Origin of the sequence: Parabacteroides sp. AF27-14 (assembly GCF_003635425.1) — a bacterium.
Classification (GTDB): Bacteria; Bacteroidota; Bacteroidia; order Bacteroidales; family Tannerellaceae; genus Parabacteroides; species Parabacteroides distasonis.
Window position 1 is genome coordinate 97,559 of sequence record NZ_QTLZ01000012.1, and the last position, 18,401, is coordinate 115,959.

An 18,401-nucleotide genomic window follows, 5' to 3' on the forward strand; every position below is an offset into this window, starting at 1 on the left:
TTTAAATACTTACTGTATTTTTCACTATCAACAAAATACCTTATGGTTATGATTTTTGAAGCCCCAAGAAGGCTTTATTTACGAGCTTATCGACTTCCTTATACAGCCATTGTATTTCCTTTGTATCCAATCCATTTTGCTCCCACTCCGTCTTATGAGCATCGAATAAATCGAAAATCCGGTTCTCTACCGCACGAAGCTGTTGGATATAACCAGATTGGTCATCATTCCATAACAGTTGCCAATGCAAATACTTTTGGCCGTTACCACGATGTATGGAGTAGACATTCTTCTGTAATTGAACAGAATACCAATCTAATAGGGCTGTTTTATAGGATGCGTCGTAAGTAACTAAAGCGCTTTGCTCCTTTCCCATTTTCACCCAAAGAGGAATAGCGACAGAGGTAGGAGGATATCCCAAGGCAGTCCACATCGTTGTCAATTCCGGATTCATGCCGGATCTCACGCCTTGGATTACGATAGAGGCCGTACTTTCCAGACGAGGGATGAAATCCTGCTCCACAAACCAACCCGTACGATTGTTCGGACTTTGTCCCTTGTCCATCAAATCGATATCCAGCAAGCTATTATAAAAAGAGCGGGAAGCCTGTTGAAAGATACGCTGAGGAGTAAATCCTCCGTCCCGCATTTCCTTAAAGATCTTTTTCGCGTTCTCATAACGTACATATCCTTTGCCTTCATCCGTACGCCCCTCGAAAGAGAAATTCGTATAAATCAAGTAACCTTCCGGCGCCAGATTCGGATCATTCGCGTCTTTCTTATAATATCGCTCATTATTCGTCTCATAATAAGCCGCGCCACCATAAGCATCGATCACTCCGAAATTAGCCTCCACACGCATCGGGCGAGGCAAGGTATCCAAGAAATGCTCGAAATCCTGCACCGTCTTACAGACTCTCAAGGCTTTTCGCATCAAGTTTCCCTCTTGATCCATCTCCTTTATATCATCGTCTTTCAAGTTATAAGAAGCCGTATTCATGATAGAGAAGCCCGTCTCATTGCTTCCGGTCCACACGGCTCCCTCCGGATCATCGCTATTTACCAGCCCCAGAAAACGATAGCCACCTTCGTCAAAATAACCGATATGGTTATACGGAGCGCCGGTATCCCGGTGTTTCCACATCAACGGACGCCCGTCGAGAGTAGCCTTTCCAGTGATTATAATGGAGGTACAAGCCTTGTCAACCACCGGAAAACAAAGACATAGAACGAATAAAAGAAGTAGTTTTTTCATATCATTTATTGATTTAATAAGATTTCTTATGAGGAGCGCCAAATTCCTTACAGCTGACCTCGTCTATATCTACCGTCCAAATCTTCACGTTACGGACCGCCGGATCGCTATAACGGAAAGTCTTATCGGAATATTGCTTCATGATAATATCCAAGGCTTCCACCTTCTTGTCGAAATCCTCTTCGTAAGCGACCTTTCCCCAAGCGATCACACTCTTCGAACGCATACGGTAGCTACAAGCTACCTCCGGGTGCTGGAAAACCAAGGCATGGTCAATACTAAACGTAATACAGACTTTCGGATTACGTTCCAATATAGAGATGCTTCGTCCATCCTGCGCCGAGTGTAAATAAATCACGCCATCCTTATAACCGAAATTCATCGGTAATACATAAGGCGTTCCATCTGTATCCGCCATGCCCACAAAGCAAACATCGCTCTGACGGATAATCGATTCGATCTGTTCCTTGTCCGTGTGTATAAGTGTCTTCATATTCCTTATGTTTAAATCTAACTTGATGCAAAATTAAAAAAATCATCTGTTTCTGCAACCCTTTATAACCCGCACTCGTCTATTAAGAAAAGAACCTAAAAAATTAAAGACGATGAAGACGAGAGTATCACTTTTTATATTCTGTATACAGATGATCGCGGTTTGCGGATTCGCCGCCGACAAACGTATCGATGGGAATGGAAATCCGGAAACCCGGGAGATAAAGATTAGCGATTACGACGAGATTACGTTCGTTGGCTCCGCTGATTTCGAGTATGAACAGTCGGATAAAGCGCCTTATCTATCCGTAACGATCGATGAGAACTTATTTGATTACCTCGTGACCGAAGTAGAAGGCGGTACGTTAAAGATCTATCCGAAATCTATCAAGAAAGGTTTTAATAATAACTCCTACGACTTGAGGCCGACCGTCTACAAGATAAAATCCAACTCCAAGGAACTAAAAGAGTTGAATACGGTAGGTTCCGGCAGTTTCATTATCAGCAAACCGACGAAAGTAAACCGGATGGAGATCAATATGGCCGGTAGTGGAAACGTTGAGTTGAGAGGCCCCGTAAAAGGTTATAAGCTCGAATGTAACATGGCCGGTAGCGGAAATATCATCGCCAAGGATATACAGCTGGACAACCTATCTTGCAGCCTCGCCAGCAGCGGGGAAATCGAGGTAATAGGAACCGTAGATCGTGCCTCATTCAATGTAGCGGGAAGTGGTGAGATTAAAGCCTTTGACTGCCAAGCACGTAAAGCAGAGTGTAATATCGCCAGCAGCGGCGAGATCAGCGTATATGCCACGCAAATCTTGGATGCTAATATCGTAGGTAGTGGCGAGATCCATTATAAAGGAGATCCGGAGATCAGTAAGTCTATCATGGGTTCCGGCTCGATCAACAAAGTCAAATAAACATTTAATACATACGAACGATGAAAACAAAATTAGTAGCGGTAATAGTCCTCATCTTTTGTGCCTTCATGGCAGAGGCTAGTAAAGTAGAAGGAAATGGGAATATAATTACGAAAGAGATATCGGTAGATAACTATAGCGAGATCGAACTGGGTGGAAATATCGAATATTCCGGCAATAATTTTTGGGGAAATAGAAGCAACAAGAAATTCCCGGTATTCAAATATACGCATGGACGAAGCACTTCCTTGAAAATTACGATCGACGAGAATCTATTCCCACTCCTCTCGATCAAATCCAATAACGGACGGTTAGCTATCCGCATACAAGACGGGACCCGTATCAAACCGACCCAGTATGTAATCGAAGGAAGCTCGAAGACTCTGAAATACTTAAAGACTTCCGGCCCGATGGATTTTGAGGCGCAGAACGCTTTTTCCGAGGATCAACTGGAAATCAAGATTTCCGGCTCCAGCGACGTAAAGTTCCCACATAACGTGAAATTACGATTAGGTGAGTTCTCGGTATCCGGCTCCGGCGATCTGGTTTTTGAAGATTTGGACTGCAAGAATCTTACCAGCAAGGTTTCAGGCTCTGGAGACATCACCTTGAAAGGTAAGGCGGACGAAGCCCGCTATTCCGTATCTGGTAGTGGAGATATAAAAGCATACGACTTATCTGTCAATGATTTGAGTTGCTCGGTAAGCGGTAGTGGAGATGCCCGTGTTTATGCCAAAGATAACATGAACCTATCGGTTTCGGGCAGTGGAGACATCCGCTATAAAGGCCCGGCAAACGTGAATAAATCAAAGTCCGGCTCTGGCTCCATCCAAGGTGCGAATTGATCGAACACACACATTATTTTAAAATACACACATTATCAAATTTAAAAAAGCTACTGGATGTGATATCCGGTAGCTTTTTCTTGCTATTTTTGTAACCAACTCTTTATTTATAGAGTCTAAATTAAAAAGTAGAATCACAAAAACGATACTTATGAAAACAAAGGCTATCTTATTAATGGTATTTTTCCTAGGATGGGTCACTACCGGTTGGGCCGCAGATCATGTAAAAGGCGATGGTAAATTGACCTCGAAAAAGATTTCTGTCGCCGATTATAACGAGATTAAGGTGGATGGCGTAATTGATTTCAATTACGAGCAGTCTGACGCTCCCGCTACCGTGGAGGTTACCGTAGACCAGAATCTTCATCCCTATGTCAATATCGAGGTGAAGGATCGTGTCTTAACCATCGCTTTCAAAGGAGCGAAGGTAGATCATTTCACGAAGTTTATCGTAAAGACGAATTCTAAATGGCTTGCCGCCGCAAAAGTTTCCGGAAATGCCAACTTCATGGTAAACAGTCCGCTTACCGGAGACGAGACCGTTATTAAGGCGAACGCCAATAGCTTGGTGCAACTGAAAGAGACAGTTACGGTCGGTAAACTGGATTTGAATGTATCCGGTAGCGCAAATATGGTTGTCAATCATCTGGAAGCCGACAAGATCGAATGTGATATCGATGGCTCCGGCTCTATAACGATCAAGAAAGGTAACGCGAAAGAAGGAGACTACAGTATCGTCAGCAGTGGTGATATACACGCTTTTGGGTTAGCGGTTCCTCAGCTAAGTTGCAAAGTAACAGGCAATGGCTTAGCGGAAGTACATGCTACCGATAATTTAAAGGCCAACGTAATCGGTAAAGGAAATATCCGTTATAAAGGCCCGACAGCAGTTCAACAGAGAATAATCGGTAAAGGTACCGTAGAAGAAGTAAAAGAATGAAAACAAGAATTATATACCTATGTCTGCTGGTGATCCTCTCTACGACAGGCTGTATCCCTACGCAAACCATAAAAGGAGACGGCAATATCACCACGGAAAACATCCCGGTTTCCGAGTATGATTGTCTTGAGTTAGAGGGAGGAGGCATGGTCGTGAATTACACGCAATCCGAAGCTCCTGAAGGTTTGGAAATAAAGACAGACCGGAATATCTTCGAGAAATATGAGTTTAATGTAGAGAACCATAAGCTTAAGATCCGTCCGAAAAAAGAATTCAGGAAACATACGAATTTCCGTCCGACCGAGTTCATGGTTACGGCCAACTCCCGCAATCTAAAGAAACTAGCGGCGGCAGGCAGTACCCATGTAAATATAAATTCCCCTCTACAAGCCGAGGAGTTCGAGGCAGGATTAGCCGGTAGCGGGATTATCCAATTCCACGACACGGCCTCTTTTACAAACCTAAAGATAGAGATCGCCGGTAGCGGAGATTTCGTTGGCCATAAAGTGTATTGTGAGGAATTAAACGGGGATATGGCCGGGTCTAACACGATCGTTCTAGGGGGAACCGTAGGCATAGCTGAATTCTCGATCGCCGGTAGCGGTACAGTACGTGCTTTCGATTGTAACATGGATGAGCTTGAGTGCAAGATTGCCGGTAGTGGAGACATAGAAGCCTCTGTCGTAAACAAAATCAAGGCAGAGATAGCCGGTAGCGGTTCCGTAAAATACAAAGGAGATCCCCAAGATATCCAAAAAAAGGTAATGGGCTCCGGTAAGATCGAGAAGGTGGAGTGATTCTTACAACCACCCCTCCTTTTTATACCATTCGATACTTTCTTCCAAGCCTTTACGTAAAGGATAGGCCGGGATAAAACCTAAATCATCTTGAAGAGGCGTGACATCGCAAATCCAGTTACGCTGCTTCAAGATGATGTATTTATCACTATTTAGCGTCATACTTTTCTTCAACAACTTACCGATCCATTCTGAACAGTGGCAAGCGATACGCACCAACCCCAGCGGTATACGGGCATGCAATACCCGCTTCTTTCCTAAGATATCTTGTATCATACGGGCAAAAGACTCATCCGTGTAGACATCTCCGTCGGCTACAAAATAATGCCGGTTCTTTATCTCCTCTTTCTCAAGGGAAAGGAAGGCCACGGTCGCTAAATCTTTTACATAGATAAACGTGATTCGCTGGGGAATAGCGCCTACGGCGAAATCGAGCCCCGACTTTACGCTTTGTATTTCCATGAAATAATCCTTCTCTCCCGGCCCGTATACTCCTGTAGGCCGCAAGATCACGTAAGGAAAATAGGTTTGTTTACGGATGTAGTTCTCCGCCTCTAGCTTACTTTGGCCATAAGCCGTGTCCGGCCGCTGCGGATCGTCCAAGCGTATCGGGCGGAAAGTCTTCTCGTCGCCTCGCCCATAGCTGCTTAGGCTGCTCATCAAGAGGAATTTCTTCGGTTTGCAACCGGCGGCGGCTAAAGCCTCGATAAATCGATGCGTATTCTCGGCGTTCACACGGAAAAAGTTTCGCTTATCCAATGTCTTCGTCAACCCGGCGTTATGGATCACATAATCCCATGCCCCATGCTCACGGGCAAAGTCTGAGAGTTGAGCCGTAAGCGCTTCCTGATCGCCATATTTCAAGTCGATGAAATGAATCCGCTTATCTTGCAGATGCGCTTTACTGCTACCTGCACGGATACCCGCCCACGTCTCATAGCCACGGCGAAGCGCCTCCTCTACCAAGAAACCGCCGATAAAACCACTCGCTCCGGTTATCAATATCTTTCTGTCCTTCATTTTTCTTTCATATAAAATGTATAATAATACCACAACAACCCGATCCAATTCAAGAACAGGATCGTCAGCATCCAAAGAATCTTTTGTTTCTTACTGATGAAAGGGTTTTGCGATACGGCCTTACATCCGAACAGGATTACGGCAATACCTACGATATAACCGATCTCCGGCAAGCTTATCCAGCAAATGATTTGTGGTATCATAAAAATAGAGTCATTCGTGAAAAAGAATTATTCGTGTTGGTGTTTCCTCAAGACTCGGTGCGGCAAGTCACCATGCCCCACCAACTCGATCGGACAAGCGTATTTCTCGCCCAACCATTCCTCGGAGACATTCGCTCCCGGGTGATAATGCAAAGTCTCGTTTACACAAGCGATATTTTTCACCATCGTCAAAACCGTACCGATATCATGGGAAACCAAGATGATAGCGCTCTCTTTATTGATCTCTTCCAAGAGCTGATAAAAACGAGACTCGAATCGTTTATCCACATACGAATTAGGCTCATCCAAGATCAATACCTGCGGACGGGAGACAATAGAACGCCCCAATAAGACCCGCTGCAACTGGCCGCCGGAAAGCTCACCGATGGCCCTGCCCGCCAACTCCTCCAATCCCATCTGTACGATCACCTCGTCTACACGCTCTCTCTGGGATCTATTGAATGGACGGAACAAAGGTTTCTCCGCGGATAAACCGGAAGAGATCACTTCCCGTACCGAGATCGGAAACTTCTTATCGATCTGGCTCATTTGGGGTAGATAACCGATCTTCAAGGAAGGAACCTCTACATTTTCATCGTAAAAACGAATCGTTCCGGAAATAGGAGGCAATAGACCTAGTATCACCTTTAAAAGCGTCGTTTTCCCGCCGCCATTCGGTCCGATAATTCCCAAGAAATCATTTTTCCACACATCCAGCGTTACGTTACGTAAGGCGATCTTATTACCGTATCCGGCGGTAACCTCTCTCAACTCAATCAGCTTGTCCATCGGCTAACGATTTTGCGATATGAATCATTTCCTTACTCCAATCGTAATCCAGCGGATTAATCGGGATCAGACGGCAACCTGTTTCTTTAGCGATCAACTCGGCGTTCTTCTGGTCAAACTCCCGTTGGATAAACACGACTTTCGCATTATGTTCCCGTGCGGTCTCGACCAGTTCCTTTAATTGTGCGGGAGACGGTTCTTTTCCGTCCATCTCGATGCAAAGCTGGGTCAAGCCATATTCGTTAGCCAAATAGGTCAGGGCCGGATGGTAAATAATAAATGTCTTATTGTCAAGAGAATGTAACAAACCGGAAATGGTCTTTTCCGTCTCTCCGATTTCTTTCGTCAGTTGTTCATAATTCGCTTGGTAATATTCCTTATTCTCCGGGTCCAAAGACACAAAGGCATCCAAAGTGTTCTTGGCAATCACCTTCGCTCCAGAGATAGAGCTCCACGTATGCGGATCGACGCCTCCATGATGATGGTGGTGGTGATCATGTTCCTCTTCTTCCTCGGGGCTTTTAAGTAAATCAATTCCTTCGGACAGGTCAAAAACCTTGAGTCCCGGATTATTATTCCGTATATTATCCATCCAAGCCTGTTCGAACCCGATCGATCCGATCCTTAAATAACCTTGGCTTTTACCCACCTGCACCATTTGCTGGGGCGTAGGATCATACGTCTCCGGACTTTGCCCCGCCGGAACCACACAATTAATCTTAAATTTATCTCCGGCTATCTTCTCCGCAAAATACCGTTGCGGCTCAATCGTCACGCTGACGATCCTCTCATCTGTCCGCTTATCGCCGCAGGCCATAAGTATCAAGACGAAAAGAGCCGATATCAATACCTTAAATTCTTTCATACCACATATATATTTTCGCAAAGGTAACGAATATCGGGTAATAAGGCAGCAAGGAGACGATTCAAAGTTATCAGGAACTAGCTTGACAACTTCCCCGGACAAGGCATTTGCGTAAACTATGTTTTACGAACATATAGCCATCGGTAAATGAATAGGAACAGTTAAACCGGTCCAGAAAAGCCGGGATTTGGACGACATCAGTTTCTTTATGATACGTACAGATCGCGAAATCCAAGTGATCCGCTTTCGCGAATAATTCCATACAGCCCTGTAAAGCCATACATTCCGCACCTTCTATATCCATTTTTAAGAAGATATCTTTTCGAGACTTGTCTTTCAAGAAATTATCCAAAGCAGCATTAACGTCATCGTCATGATCGCTGATATATTTCTTTACGATCATCGTTTTCTCTTTCCACGGCTCAAAAGTAGCCTGAAGCGCCTCGATCCATTTATCCTCATATTCAAAAAGATAAACAAAACGAGTAACCTCGATGGTATCCAGAGCGGTAAATCCCTCAGCGGAACCAATATCCAAGAGTGTCTTTCCCCTAAACTCCTCCACGGAATCCGCATAATGATGGGGATGCCTCACGTCTTGCTCGATCAACAAAGCCCGATAGCATTTCTCGATCTTAGATGTGCTATACTCTCTCGGAAAATATAATCGTTTACTTCCCCGGTGCATCACATAAGGCAATTCTTTCTCCTTATCCCACAGAACGGCAATCGACATCTCCAGATATTCCGCAGCGAAATCATAAGGATAACGTGTATATCCTCTTTTTCGAAAATAATCATAATACGCTAATTTAGGAGAAGAGGGCTCAAACACCTTGGTATAGTAAAAAGGTAACGTCCCATATAATATGCTTTTCAACTTCATCATCGAACCGGTAAACATTTCATCTAGTTTTTAATAGGGCGTAATATACGAGAAATATCTTAATATACATAACAAATCCCCGTATTACAACCGATAAGTAATAATACGGGGATTTATAGGGAAAAATAGGCTACTCTATTTTTACTCGGCCAGCCATTTATTCATCTGTGTAAGGATCCGCTCCTTCATATCCTCCGGCATATTGCCGATACGGGCACGATGGCTACCTCGGGGCTGGATATAGATTTGCTCGTTCTTCTTGCCTTTGAAAGCGGGAACCATGGCTGCGCTCCACGGGTCGATCTCGCCATAGATGAAGATCATTTTCGGATCGTTGTCTTTCAAGAAGTTATAGATCTTATGGTACAGAGCCGGACGGAAGTCTACTTTATCGACCAGCTCCCCGGGAAGCATGATACGGTTCAAGTATCCGTGGGCACTATCGATCGTAAGGTATTTCTTGAAAGGTTTTACGTCATAGCCATAATAACCGAGCTCACGGGCGGCTTGTACGAAGAAAGAGATATTCGGCTGGTTCTCGGCGAAGTAATCAGGACCGCTGATTTCCATCAAATGATCGAAGAGCGCCTGATCGTCGGCAGACTTGGAAGGGATCGTACTTACCGAAGTTCCCCACTGCCAAAGAGCGAATGAATATTCCAGTACGCAATAATCCAATACCTCGGGCATCGGGATACGGAATGTCAAGTTCTTATTCTTACAATAGCTCTCCAATAAAGGGAGCATATCGGACTTACGTTTCAAGACTTCCAATTGAAAATCCTGTATCCTCTCGCGTTCCGCTTTCGTACCTACCTTACGTAAGAAAGGTTCGTGGCGGCCATCCTCTACGCCTTTACATAACGGACCGACATAAGGAACGGAGAAATCCACGTCGTCCGGGAAAAAGGCACGGTAAAGCATTGTAGTCTGCCCCCCCTTACTGATACCGGTACTGATCCATTTTTCCGGATAGATCTGCTTGAATGTATTGCGGACGTTATGTAAATCGTACGCAGAGTTCTCGGCGGTCAGATAATCCCAGTTTTTAGGTTCCGGCGTCGACTCCAAGAAATAACGGTACTCCACGAATACTAAGTTCGCGTTCAATAGTTTAGATAGTTCTTCCTGATATTTCGGATTGAGCGCATAAGCCGCTCCATATCCTTCGGTCACGATAATGGTAGGACGATCATAACCTACATGGCCTACGATAACCCGTTGCGTAAATGTTCCGGCGGCGGGGTCTTTCGGATCGACCTGCTGTGTAATACGTACTACATATTTCTCCGGATAATGATCGGATTGAAGTTTTTCAATGCCACTAATTCCTTTTAGGGCGGCAAGCTTCTCTTGTAAATCTCCGGGAGCGGCCATTACCGTCATCACCGACAGGAAGAAAAGAAGCAAGAAGTTAAATGTTCTTCTCATGGTAATTTAGTCTTTTAGATATTGTATTGTTCGTAATAATCCCTCATATTTGGCGCGTTTCACCGCCGAATGTGCAAAGATACGATTATAATCCTCACGGCTCAATGCCTTGAGGTCGTCTTTTTTAAGGGAGAGCAAAGAAGGGGTGGGATGAAAGGCTGCTACTGCCGTAGGCATAGCGAAGCGGTTCCAAGGACAAACGGCTTGGCAGGTGTCGCATCCATAGATACGGTTACCTAAAAGGACGGCTTGCTCAACAGGGATTTCTCCACGATGCTCGATCGTAAGATAAGAGATACATTTACGGGCATTCAAACGTTTCGGCCCTTCCAAGGCTCCGGTAGGACAAGCGTTCAAACAGCGGATGCAGGAACCGCAGTGATTCTTTTTGGGGGAATCATAGGTATCGACTACCAAAGTTGTCACGATCTCCCCAAGGAAAAAGAAAGAGCCTTTGCCCGGGATGATTAGGTTCGTATTCTTTCCGATCCATCCTAAACCGGCTTTCCAAGCCCAATAACGTTCTAACAGAGGGGCGGAGTCCGTGAATACACGGGCCTCATTGTTGGAGGGATGATGCTCGGTTATCGCTTTCCATAATTGGCGAAGTTTATCCTTTACGACCCCGTGATAATCTTCTCCATACGCATAATACGAGATATAAGGTTCCGCCGGATTCCGGAGAACTTTCGGATAATAATTCAAGGCTACTGAGATAACTGATTTGGCACCTTCCACCAAGCCATCTGGATTGAGACGAATTTCCCGATGATTCTCCATGTATTTCATTCCAGCATGGTAGCCTTCCGCGATCCATTGGTCAAAATAAGCCTCCTCGCTCCCGGCCTTCGCTACTTCAGCGATACCACAAGCGGAAAAGCCTAATTCCATAGCTTTATCTTTTATAAACTGGGAGATACCCATTATTCAAAAACTTTAAACTCGTAGCCTTCCTTTAAGAGCCATTCGACAGCCCGGGGCATTGCCTCACGCATATTGCGCTCGGCTTTCAAGGAATCGTGGAAGACGATAACGGAACCATTACGGGTATAGTTCTTTACCACGTTGAAGACACCATTCGGAGTCATATGCGGGCTATAATCGCGGGTGACCACATCCCACATCACGATATGATAATGGCGGCGAAGCCATACTACCTGCGGAAAACGCATATGCCCATGAGGAGGCCGAAATAAATTGCTGGGAATATATTCGGCTGCCTTCTCCACATTCGCCAAATAATTCTTCGTCCAGAACTTGATACCTTGGATATGGTTGAACGTATGGTTACCGACACGGTGCCCACGATCGATCACCATCTGGAAGACCTCGGGATGCTTACGTACATTATCCCCTACCATAAAAAAGGTAGCCTTGATCCCATACGTATCCAATATATCTAAAACCCAAGGGGTAACCTCGGGAATAGGGCCATCGTCGAAGGTGAGATACACACACTTCTTCTCTGCCGGTATTCGCCAAGTTACCCCCGGGAACAGTGCCCTGTAAAACCAAGGCGGTTGTTCTATAAACATACTTTTTTAGTCTTTTGCCACTGATCCGTACGCCATACGGTAATTATCAAATTCCTCTTGATAAGGCTTAGCGAACTCCGGATTGTATTGTTTGCTCACACGCAATACCTCTTGGAGAACCGCCAAGTTATGACCTAAATCACTCTCGACAGATGATAATTGCCCCGGACGCAAACGGAAATACCAGTTTATACTGCGCAACGCATTGTCCGCTATACCTTTATAAACCATCTCCGCCTTCTCCTTCTGGCCCAACTCGTAATACAGCTCACCTAAAGAAAGAGCGCTATAATCCAACGGAACATTCTCGGGAGGCAATACTTCCATCGCCTTATCCAATACGTTCAGTGCTTTCTCATTCTTGCCCTCAGCGACCAAAGCGGCAGCCAGCTTGCTGAACAATGCGATACGATAGCTCTTGCACATCCGCATTACATTCTCATCCAAGTACACACCCGGCGTATTGACACCACCCCATTTGAACTTATTCATCACGTTGTCATACATCTTCTCCGTATTGATCGAACGAACAGTTCCCTGTGTCTCCATCGGAACGATCTGATAAGCCATACCGGTCTGCTGGAAGTACGGATCCAATTTCACGAACTGATCCGGGCTTACGGTAATCGCGTAATAGATCGGACGGTTCCAGTCATTCGTCTGCAACATATCCAAGATAATCAACTCTTGCTTACCCAAGACATCCTTGCCTTTCAAGTCAATCTTCATCTCTTTCTGCAAATACGGCAAGTTAGCGGTATCGATCACGCCGGCAGCCATAACCGCGGCGGAATCTACCCCCATCGTCAATGTCTGCGCAGGAATATAATCTAATTCTTGATTGATACCCGGGATCTTCTTAAACTTCGGATCGTTGCTACGAACGAAATCAAGAGCGGTCTTCAGATCGATCGACTTATCCGTCATCGGGAATACATAAGCGGCATCACGAGTACCTTGCACATAATCCTCCGGTTGCCAAGAGATTGGAAGCGGATCGGATTCGTATGCTTGCTTCTTCATTTGGTTGATATACCAGTCGGTTTGCAAATAGCTCGTATTACATACACGTACATCCGTACGGATACCTTCCACCTCCTGTGCGTACCACAACGGGAACGTGTCATTATCACCATTCGTAAATATGACAGCGTTCGGCTCGCAAGATTCCAAATAGTTCGCACCAAAATCACGGCAAACATAACGGTTCGAGCGATCATGGTCGTCCCAGTTCTGCGCACCCATCTGGATAGGAACCAACAAGCACAGTACCGTAGCGACAGAACCCGCTATCACCGGAGATAACTTGCCATACTTCTGCAATCCTTTCGCCAAGGCCGCCACACCGAAACCGATCCATATACAGAACGCATAGAATGATCCGGCATACGCATAGTCTCGCTCACGAGGTTGATACGGCGTCTGGTTTAAGTAAAGCACGATCGCGATACCCGTCATAAAGAACAAGAAGAACGTGATCCAGAATCCCTGAATGCCCTTCTTTCCGGCATAAGCTTGGAATAGAAGCCCCAAGATACCCAATAGAAGCGGTAACATATAATATACGTTATGCCCCTTATTGTTGATAATATCGAACGGCATATCCTCTTGCGGGCCCACTAAAGCCTCATCAATAAACGGAATACCGGTTATCCAGTTACCATTCGAGACCTCACCGTTACCTTGTATATCGTTCTGCCGTCCGGAGAAGTTCCACATGAAATAACGCCAGTACATGAAATTCAGCTGATAAGCGAAGAAATAACGCAAATTCTCGGCAAATGTAGGTTTCATCACCGTCACCATCTCACCGCAACGGTTGAACTTCACCGGTGTACCTTTCACTTGTGCCCACTCCTTATAAGCAGCCACATGACGTCCGTCGCTACTATACATACGGGGGAAAAGCATACTCAACTCATCCACGTATTCGTATTCCGTATCGTAACGAGAGATATAATAATGATCCTTCTCGTTTTTATCTTTCTTAATGACACGGCTCCAAGTCGGCTCACCCTCTTTCGATACAGGTACGCAAGTACCGCCTTGGTTCTCACGCTTCACCTCAGAGACATAGGTCTGACCGTAGATCAACGGAGTCTTACCGTATTGCTCGCGAGCCAAATAAGTACGCAAGGTAAAGATATCTTGCGGAGCGTTTTGGTTCATAGGCGTATCGGCTGTCGCACGGATCAATGTCAAGGCATAGGATGAATAACCCACTACGATTACCATCAAGCAGACCAAGATCGTATTCAGCATCTTGATATTTACCTTCTTGCTCATGAACAAATAAGCCGTCAAGGCCGCCGTGAGGATCACGGCGATCACGTAACCACTACCGATAAACGGAATACCCAACAATACGATCGAGAGAATAAAGGATATCTTCATCCGCACCGGATGGATCTCGTCTTGCATCGTCTCCCAGATCGCCCAGATCAAGGAAGCCGCCAAGATAATCACGAACGCATATACACCCGAGTTATACGGCATACCGAACGTATTGACAAACAACAGCTCGAAATAACCGCAAACCTCAACCAAGCCTTGTACGACACCATACATCATCAAGCCCACGATAGCGAACGACACCAATAAAGCGATCAGCGTACCCTTCATCGTAGGATTCGGGAATTTCTTATAATAATATACCAGCACGATAGCCGGGATACACAATAAATTCAGCAAATGGACACCGATACTCAGACCCATCAAATAAGCGATCAGCACGATCCAACGATCGGCATGCGGACGATCGGCGGCTTCTTCCCATTTCAGGATCAACCAGAATACCAAGGCGGTAAACAAGGAAGAATAAGCATATACCTCGCCCTCCACGGCGCTAAACCAGAATGTATCGCTAAACGTATAAGCCAAAGAACCTACCAAACCGCAACCCATGATCGTAATCATCTGTCCCAGACACATCATCTTATCGTCTTCCACGATAATCTTACGAGCCAAATGGGTAATACTCCAGAAAAGGAATAAGATCGTCAGGCCGCTAAAAAGGGCGGACATCGTATTGACCATTACCGCCACCTTGGAAGGGTCCGAGGCGAACTGCGTAAATAAATTGGCTGTTAACATGAAGAAAGGAGCTCCGGGCGGATGGCCTACTTCCAATTTGTATGCCGAAGAGATAAACTCACCACAATCCCAGAAACTGGCGGTGGGTTCCATTGTCATCAGATAAACGGTAGAAGCGATCAAAAAAACGACCCACCCCAACACGTTGTTGATTAGTTTGTACTTTCCCATACTTTGTATAAGTGTGATAATTAATTGTTTCTACTTGCATACCCACACGGGCAGTCGGCCGCAAAGGTAATCATTTACGTTTAATACCTAACGTTCCATTCCCCTATAAATTATATAGAATAGATTAGAATTATATTAAACAAACCTTATCACTCAAGTGTTAATAAAATAGTTGAGTATTAAACAGCCCCCCGCCTGTCTCATCTTGATAGAAAGGAGTATTCCGTATCGGATACTCCTTTTTTCGCCATAAGGACCTCTTTCTATGATTTTTTGCTAGTTTTGTGATCTAGATTCACTATCAATGAAACAAATATGATAAAAAGACATTCTATCTTAACGGCAATCCTGCTTTGTTTCGTCGCTTTCACACAAGTGATGGCACAAGAGATGCAGGAACCCGAACCGCTTCCGATCGACCCAAAGGTTCGATACGGGAAATTGAGTAACGGATTGACCTACTACATCCGTCACAACGATCAGCCCAAAGACCGGGCAGACTTTTACATCGCCCAAAACGTAGGCTCCATCTTAGAGGAAGACAATCAACGAGGTTTGGCTCACTTCTTGGAACATATGGCTTTCGACGGCAGTAGGAACTTCCCGAATAACGGGATGGACGAATATATCGAGAGTGTAGGTATGCGCAGCGGGGAAAACTTCAACGCCTATACCTCCTTTGATGAGACCGTCTACATGATTACCAACGCCCCTGTCAACAAAAGCGGCGTGGTTGATTCTTGCTTATTGATCCTTCACGATTGGTCCGGGTTCCTAGCCTTGACCGACTCGGCTATCCAGAAAGAACGTGGGGTCATCCGTGAGGAATGGCGTACCCGACAGGATGCCCAGACTCGTCTATGGGAGCAGCAACTACCCAAGATGTACCCGGGAAGCCGTTACGCGAACCGGATGCCGATCGGTTCGATCGACGTGATCGAGAACTTCAAGCCGGACGAGTTGCGGGCTTACTACAAAAAATGGTATCGTCCGGACTTGCAAGCGATTATCATCGTGGGAGACGTAAATGTAGATCAAGTGGAGGCAACGATCAAAAAGATGTTCGCCGATGTCCCTGCCCCGGTCAACCCGGCAAAACGGGAACAAGTATCGGTTCCCGACAATGATCTACCTCTGATCTCGATCGCCAAAGACAAGGAGGCATCCAATACGATCCTTTATATCTTCTATAAACACGATAAATTGCCCAACGACTTGAATCGTACGATTGCCGGATTGGTAAAGGACTATATCCAGCAAATATGCGCGTCGATCATGGACGAGCGTTTCGATGACATCTTGCATCAAGCGAATCCTCCGTTTATCTATGCGGAAGCCTACGACGATGATAATTTCATGATCGCGAAGAGCAAGGGAGCATGGACCGTAGCCGCTCTTGCCAAGGAAGGCGAGATCGATTCCACACTGACCACGCTTGTCAAAGAGACCCAACGGGTAAAACAATATGGCTTTACGCCATCCGAGTATGAACGGGCACGCATCAACGTGTTGAAACAATACGAGTCCGCTTACAACGAGCAGAATAACCAAAAGAACGACGCTTATGTCCGTGAATACGTGAACCATTTCACCAACGGCGGTTATATCCCGGGCATTGAGATGGAATACACGCTATTGAACCAGATCGCCCAGAATATCCCGGTAGAGCAAGTCAACCAATATATCCAAGATATGATCGGAGAGGATAATATCGTGATCGGGTTAACCGGACCGGATAAAGAAGGTATAAAATATCCGACCGAGGAGAACCTGCTCCGTACGTTCCTCAAAGCACGACAGATGCCGGTAGAGCCTTATAAGGAAACAGTCTCCAACGAGCCTTTAGTCCCGACCTTGCCGACCCCGGGCCAGATCACGGAGACAAAGACCGGCCAGCGCTTCGGAGCGACAGTATTTACCTTAAGCAATGGTATCAAGGTGGTATTGAAGCCTACCGAATTCAAGAAGGACGAGATCATCATGACCGCTACCAGCCCGGGAGGAAGCACTTTATTCGGCACGAAGGATATTGATAACTTAAAAGTTTTCAATGACGTGATCGAGATCGGTGGATTGGGTAATTTCTCCGCCACGGATCTAAGTAAGCGTCTGGCCGGAAAGAAGGTATCTTGCGCCCTATCGCTCAGTCAAGATAGCGAGAACGTGAACGGAATGGCCGCTCCTTCCGATTTGCGAACCTTATTCGAGTTAATTTACCTTAGCTTCACGGCTCCCCGCATGGACGAGGAGGCCTACGCATCTTTCGAGACACGGACAAAAGCGCAATTGCAGAATATGGAGCTAAATCCGATGGTCGCTTTCAGCGACTCTTTGTCTAAAGCGGTTTACGGAGATAATCCTCGTGCGTCACGTCTTCGTCCACAAGATTTCGAACATATCAGTTATCCTCGTATCATGGAGATGCGCAAGGAACGCTTCTCGGATGCTTCCGGTTTCGTATTCACGTTTGTAGGTAATATCCAGATCGATAGTATCCGTCCGTATATAGAGCAGTATTTAGCGACATTGCCATCTCAAGGAAAAATTGAGAAGGGAAATCCGGCGGAGGTTCCATCGACGCGTAAGGGAGACTATATGAATCGATTCAACCGCTCCATGGAAATCCCGAAAGTAACGGTAGCCAACCTCTATACCGGACAGATGGAGTACAATCTGGAGAATATCATCACCGCTACCGCATTGAAACAAGTTATGGACTTGGTATATTACGAGAAGGTACGCGAGAAAGAAGGAGGAACGTATGGCGTCGGTGTATCCGCTAGAATCTCACCTTTCCCGGAAGGAAGAACGACATTACAGATATTCTTCGATACGGACCCGGCTAAGTGGGAGCAGATGAACACGATTGTCCGCAATGAGTTGAAACGGCTTTCCGAGGTAGGCCCTCGTCAAGAAGATTTCAAGAAAACACAGGATAACCTGCTGAAACGTCATGCGGAAGTCTTGCAGGAGAACAGCTATTGGTTGAACGTATTGGATGATTATTATTATAAAGGATTTGATACCGATACGGATTATGAGTCGATTGTTAAGGCGCTGACTCCCGAGAAGATAAAGGCATTCGCCCAAAAGCTTTTGGGACAGGGTAACCGGGTAGAAGTTATCATGCAACCCTAGTTACTATTTTGAGGGGAT

16 protein-coding genes are annotated in these 18,401 nt (G+C 45.7%); 5 read left to right on the forward strand and 11 right to left on the reverse strand.

The annotated features are described in order from the left end of the window. Window positions 1-46: 46 nt before the first annotated feature. Window positions 47-1,255, reverse strand: a complete 1,209-nt coding sequence (locus DWY79_RS13575; RefSeq protein ID WP_122369505.1) for a hypothetical protein — start codon at window positions 1,253-1,255, stop codon at window positions 47-49. 13 nt (window positions 1,256-1,268) lie between these two features. Further along, a complete protein-coding gene (locus DWY79_RS13580) occupies window positions 1,269-1,748 on the reverse strand; it encodes a pyridoxamine 5'-phosphate oxidase family protein (RefSeq protein WP_005860241.1) in 480 nt (159 codons plus the stop codon). A 112-nt stretch (window positions 1,749-1,860) separates the two neighbouring features. Between DWY79_RS13580 and DWY79_RS13585 the strand changes: the two genes are divergently transcribed. The 4 genes from DWY79_RS13585 to DWY79_RS13605 all read left to right on the forward strand — a co-directional run bounded on the left by DWY79_RS13585 (window position 1,861) and on the right by DWY79_RS13605 (window position 5,252). Further along, a complete protein-coding gene (locus DWY79_RS13585; RefSeq protein ID WP_009016751.1) occupies window positions 1,861-2,670 on the forward strand; it encodes a head GIN domain-containing protein in 810 nt (269 codons plus the stop codon). Between the two features lie 20 nt (window positions 2,671-2,690). After that, complete coding sequence (locus tag DWY79_RS13590; protein WP_121962014.1) at window positions 2,691-3,515, forward strand: head GIN domain-containing protein; 825 nt, start codon at window positions 2,691-2,693, stop codon at window positions 3,513-3,515. Between the two features lie 151 nt (window positions 3,516-3,666). Beyond that, a complete protein-coding gene (locus DWY79_RS13600) occupies window positions 3,667-4,455 on the forward strand; it encodes a head GIN domain-containing protein (protein WP_057317243.1) in 789 nt (262 codons plus the stop codon). After that, window positions 4,452-5,252: a head GIN domain-containing protein gene (locus DWY79_RS13605; RefSeq protein ID WP_122369506.1), complete on the forward strand. Its 801-nt coding sequence runs from the start codon at window positions 4,452-4,454 to the stop codon at window positions 5,250-5,252. Before DWY79_RS13600 ends, DWY79_RS13605 begins: the two co-directional genes overlap by 4 nt. Window positions 5,253-5,255: 3 nt before the next feature. Here the strand turns inward: DWY79_RS13605 and DWY79_RS13610 are convergent, their stop codons facing one another. From DWY79_RS13610 to DWY79_RS13650, 9 genes are all read right to left on the reverse strand, one after another. Next, window positions 5,256-6,272, reverse strand: coding sequence for an NAD(P)-dependent oxidoreductase (locus DWY79_RS13610; protein ID WP_005863616.1), 1,017 nt, complete (start codon window positions 6,270-6,272; stop codon window positions 5,256-5,258). After that, the gene (locus DWY79_RS13615; RefSeq protein WP_005860253.1) at window positions 6,269-6,475 is read right to left on the reverse strand and encodes a hypothetical protein; all 207 of its coding nucleotides are present in this window, start codon (window positions 6,473-6,475) and stop codon (window positions 6,269-6,271) included. The genes DWY79_RS13610 and DWY79_RS13615 overlap by 4 nt, the downstream gene beginning before the upstream one ends. A 27-nt stretch (window positions 6,476-6,502) precedes the next feature. Beyond that, window positions 6,503-7,264, reverse strand: a complete 762-nt coding sequence (locus tag DWY79_RS13620) for a metal ABC transporter ATP-binding protein (RefSeq protein WP_048926974.1) — start codon at window positions 7,262-7,264, stop codon at window positions 6,503-6,505. Further along, window positions 7,248-8,129, reverse strand: a complete 882-nt coding sequence (locus DWY79_RS13625; protein ID WP_122369507.1) for a metal ABC transporter solute-binding protein, Zn/Mn family — start codon at window positions 8,127-8,129, stop codon at window positions 7,248-7,250. The genes DWY79_RS13620 and DWY79_RS13625 overlap by 17 nt, the downstream gene beginning before the upstream one ends. A gap of 70 nt (window positions 8,130-8,199) precedes the next feature. Continuing rightward, window positions 8,200-9,018, reverse strand: coding sequence for an FkbM family methyltransferase (locus DWY79_RS13630; protein WP_227793785.1), 819 nt, complete (start codon window positions 9,016-9,018; stop codon window positions 8,200-8,202). Between the two features lie 138 nt (window positions 9,019-9,156). After that, window positions 9,157-10,446 carry a S28 family serine protease gene (locus DWY79_RS13635; RefSeq protein ID WP_122369508.1) on the reverse strand — a complete coding sequence of 430 codons (1,290 nt, stop codon included), beginning with the start codon at window positions 10,444-10,446 and terminating at the stop codon, window positions 9,157-9,159. A gap of 6 nt (window positions 10,447-10,452) precedes the next feature. Next, complete coding sequence (gene queG / locus DWY79_RS13640; protein ID WP_008778979.1) at window positions 10,453-11,370, reverse strand: tRNA epoxyqueuosine(34) reductase QueG; 918 nt, start codon at window positions 11,368-11,370, stop codon at window positions 10,453-10,455. Beyond that, on the reverse strand, window positions 11,370-11,981 hold the full coding sequence (locus tag DWY79_RS13645) for a polysaccharide deacetylase family protein (RefSeq protein WP_005860262.1): 612 nt from the start codon (window positions 11,979-11,981) through the stop codon (window positions 11,370-11,372). The genes queG and DWY79_RS13645 overlap by 1 nt, the downstream gene beginning before the upstream one ends. A gap of 6 nt (window positions 11,982-11,987) precedes the next feature. Next, on the reverse strand, window positions 11,988-15,245 hold the full coding sequence (locus tag DWY79_RS13650; RefSeq protein WP_008773141.1) for a DUF2723 domain-containing protein: 3,258 nt from the start codon (window positions 15,243-15,245) through the stop codon (window positions 11,988-11,990). A 315-nt stretch (window positions 15,246-15,560) separates the two neighbouring features. On the opposite strand from DWY79_RS13650, the gene DWY79_RS13655 reads away from it, so the two are divergent. Further along, the gene (locus DWY79_RS13655; RefSeq protein ID WP_122369509.1) at window positions 15,561-18,383 is read left to right on the forward strand and encodes a pitrilysin family protein; all 2,823 of its coding nucleotides are present in this window, start codon (window positions 15,561-15,563) and stop codon (window positions 18,381-18,383) included. Window positions 18,384-18,401: the final 18 nt, after the last annotated feature.

Excerpts from the sequence above, each read along its gene's own strand:
- DWY79_RS13575 (WP_122369505.1), bottom strand. The coding sequence starts at position 1,255 with ATGAAAAAACTACTTCTTTTATTCGTTCTATGTCTTTGTTTTCCGGTG.
- DWY79_RS13605 (WP_122369506.1), top strand. The coding sequence starts at position 4,452 with ATGAAAACAAGAATTATATACCTATGTCTGCTGGTGATCCTCTCTACG.
- DWY79_RS13645 (WP_005860262.1), bottom strand. The coding sequence starts at position 11,981 with ATGTTTATAGAACAACCGCCTTGGTTTTACAGGGCACTGTTCCCGGGG.
- DWY79_RS13625 (WP_122369507.1), bottom strand. The coding sequence starts at position 8,129 with ATGAAAGAATTTAAGGTATTGATATCGGCTCTTTTCGTCTTGATACTT.
- DWY79_RS13585 (WP_009016751.1), top strand. The coding sequence starts at position 1,861 with ATGAAGACGAGAGTATCACTTTTTATATTCTGTATACAGATGATCGCG.
- DWY79_RS13635 (WP_122369508.1), bottom strand. The coding sequence starts at position 10,446 with ATGAGAAGAACATTTAACTTCTTGCTTCTTTTCTTCCTGTCGGTGATG.
- DWY79_RS13580 (WP_005860241.1), bottom strand. The coding sequence starts at position 1,748 with ATGAAGACACTTATACACACGGACAAGGAACAGATCGAATCGATTATC.
- DWY79_RS13655 (WP_122369509.1), top strand. The coding sequence starts at position 15,561 with ATGATAAAAAGACATTCTATCTTAACGGCAATCCTGCTTTGTTTCGTC.
- DWY79_RS13620 (WP_048926974.1), bottom strand. The coding sequence starts at position 7,264 with ATGGACAAGCTGATTGAGTTGAGAGAGGTTACCGCCGGATACGGTAAT.
- DWY79_RS13600 (WP_057317243.1), top strand. The coding sequence starts at position 3,667 with ATGAAAACAAAGGCTATCTTATTAATGGTATTTTTCCTAGGATGGGTC.
- DWY79_RS13615 (WP_005860253.1), bottom strand. The coding sequence starts at position 6,475 with ATGATACCACAAATCATTTGCTGGATAAGCTTGCCGGAGATCGGTTAT.
- DWY79_RS13630 (WP_227793785.1), bottom strand. The coding sequence starts at position 9,018 with ATGATGAAGTTGAAAAGCATATTATATGGGACGTTACCTTTTTACTAT.
- DWY79_RS13650 (WP_008773141.1), bottom strand. The coding sequence starts at position 15,245 with ATGGGAAAGTACAAACTAATCAACAACGTGTTGGGGTGGGTCGTTTTT.
- DWY79_RS13590 (WP_121962014.1), top strand. The coding sequence starts at position 2,691 with ATGAAAACAAAATTAGTAGCGGTAATAGTCCTCATCTTTTGTGCCTTC.
- DWY79_RS13610 (WP_005863616.1), bottom strand. The coding sequence starts at position 6,272 with ATGAAGGACAGAAAGATATTGATAACCGGAGCGAGTGGTTTTATCGGC.
- queG (WP_008778979.1), bottom strand. The coding sequence starts at position 11,370 with ATGGGTATCTCCCAGTTTATAAAAGATAAAGCTATGGAATTAGGCTTT.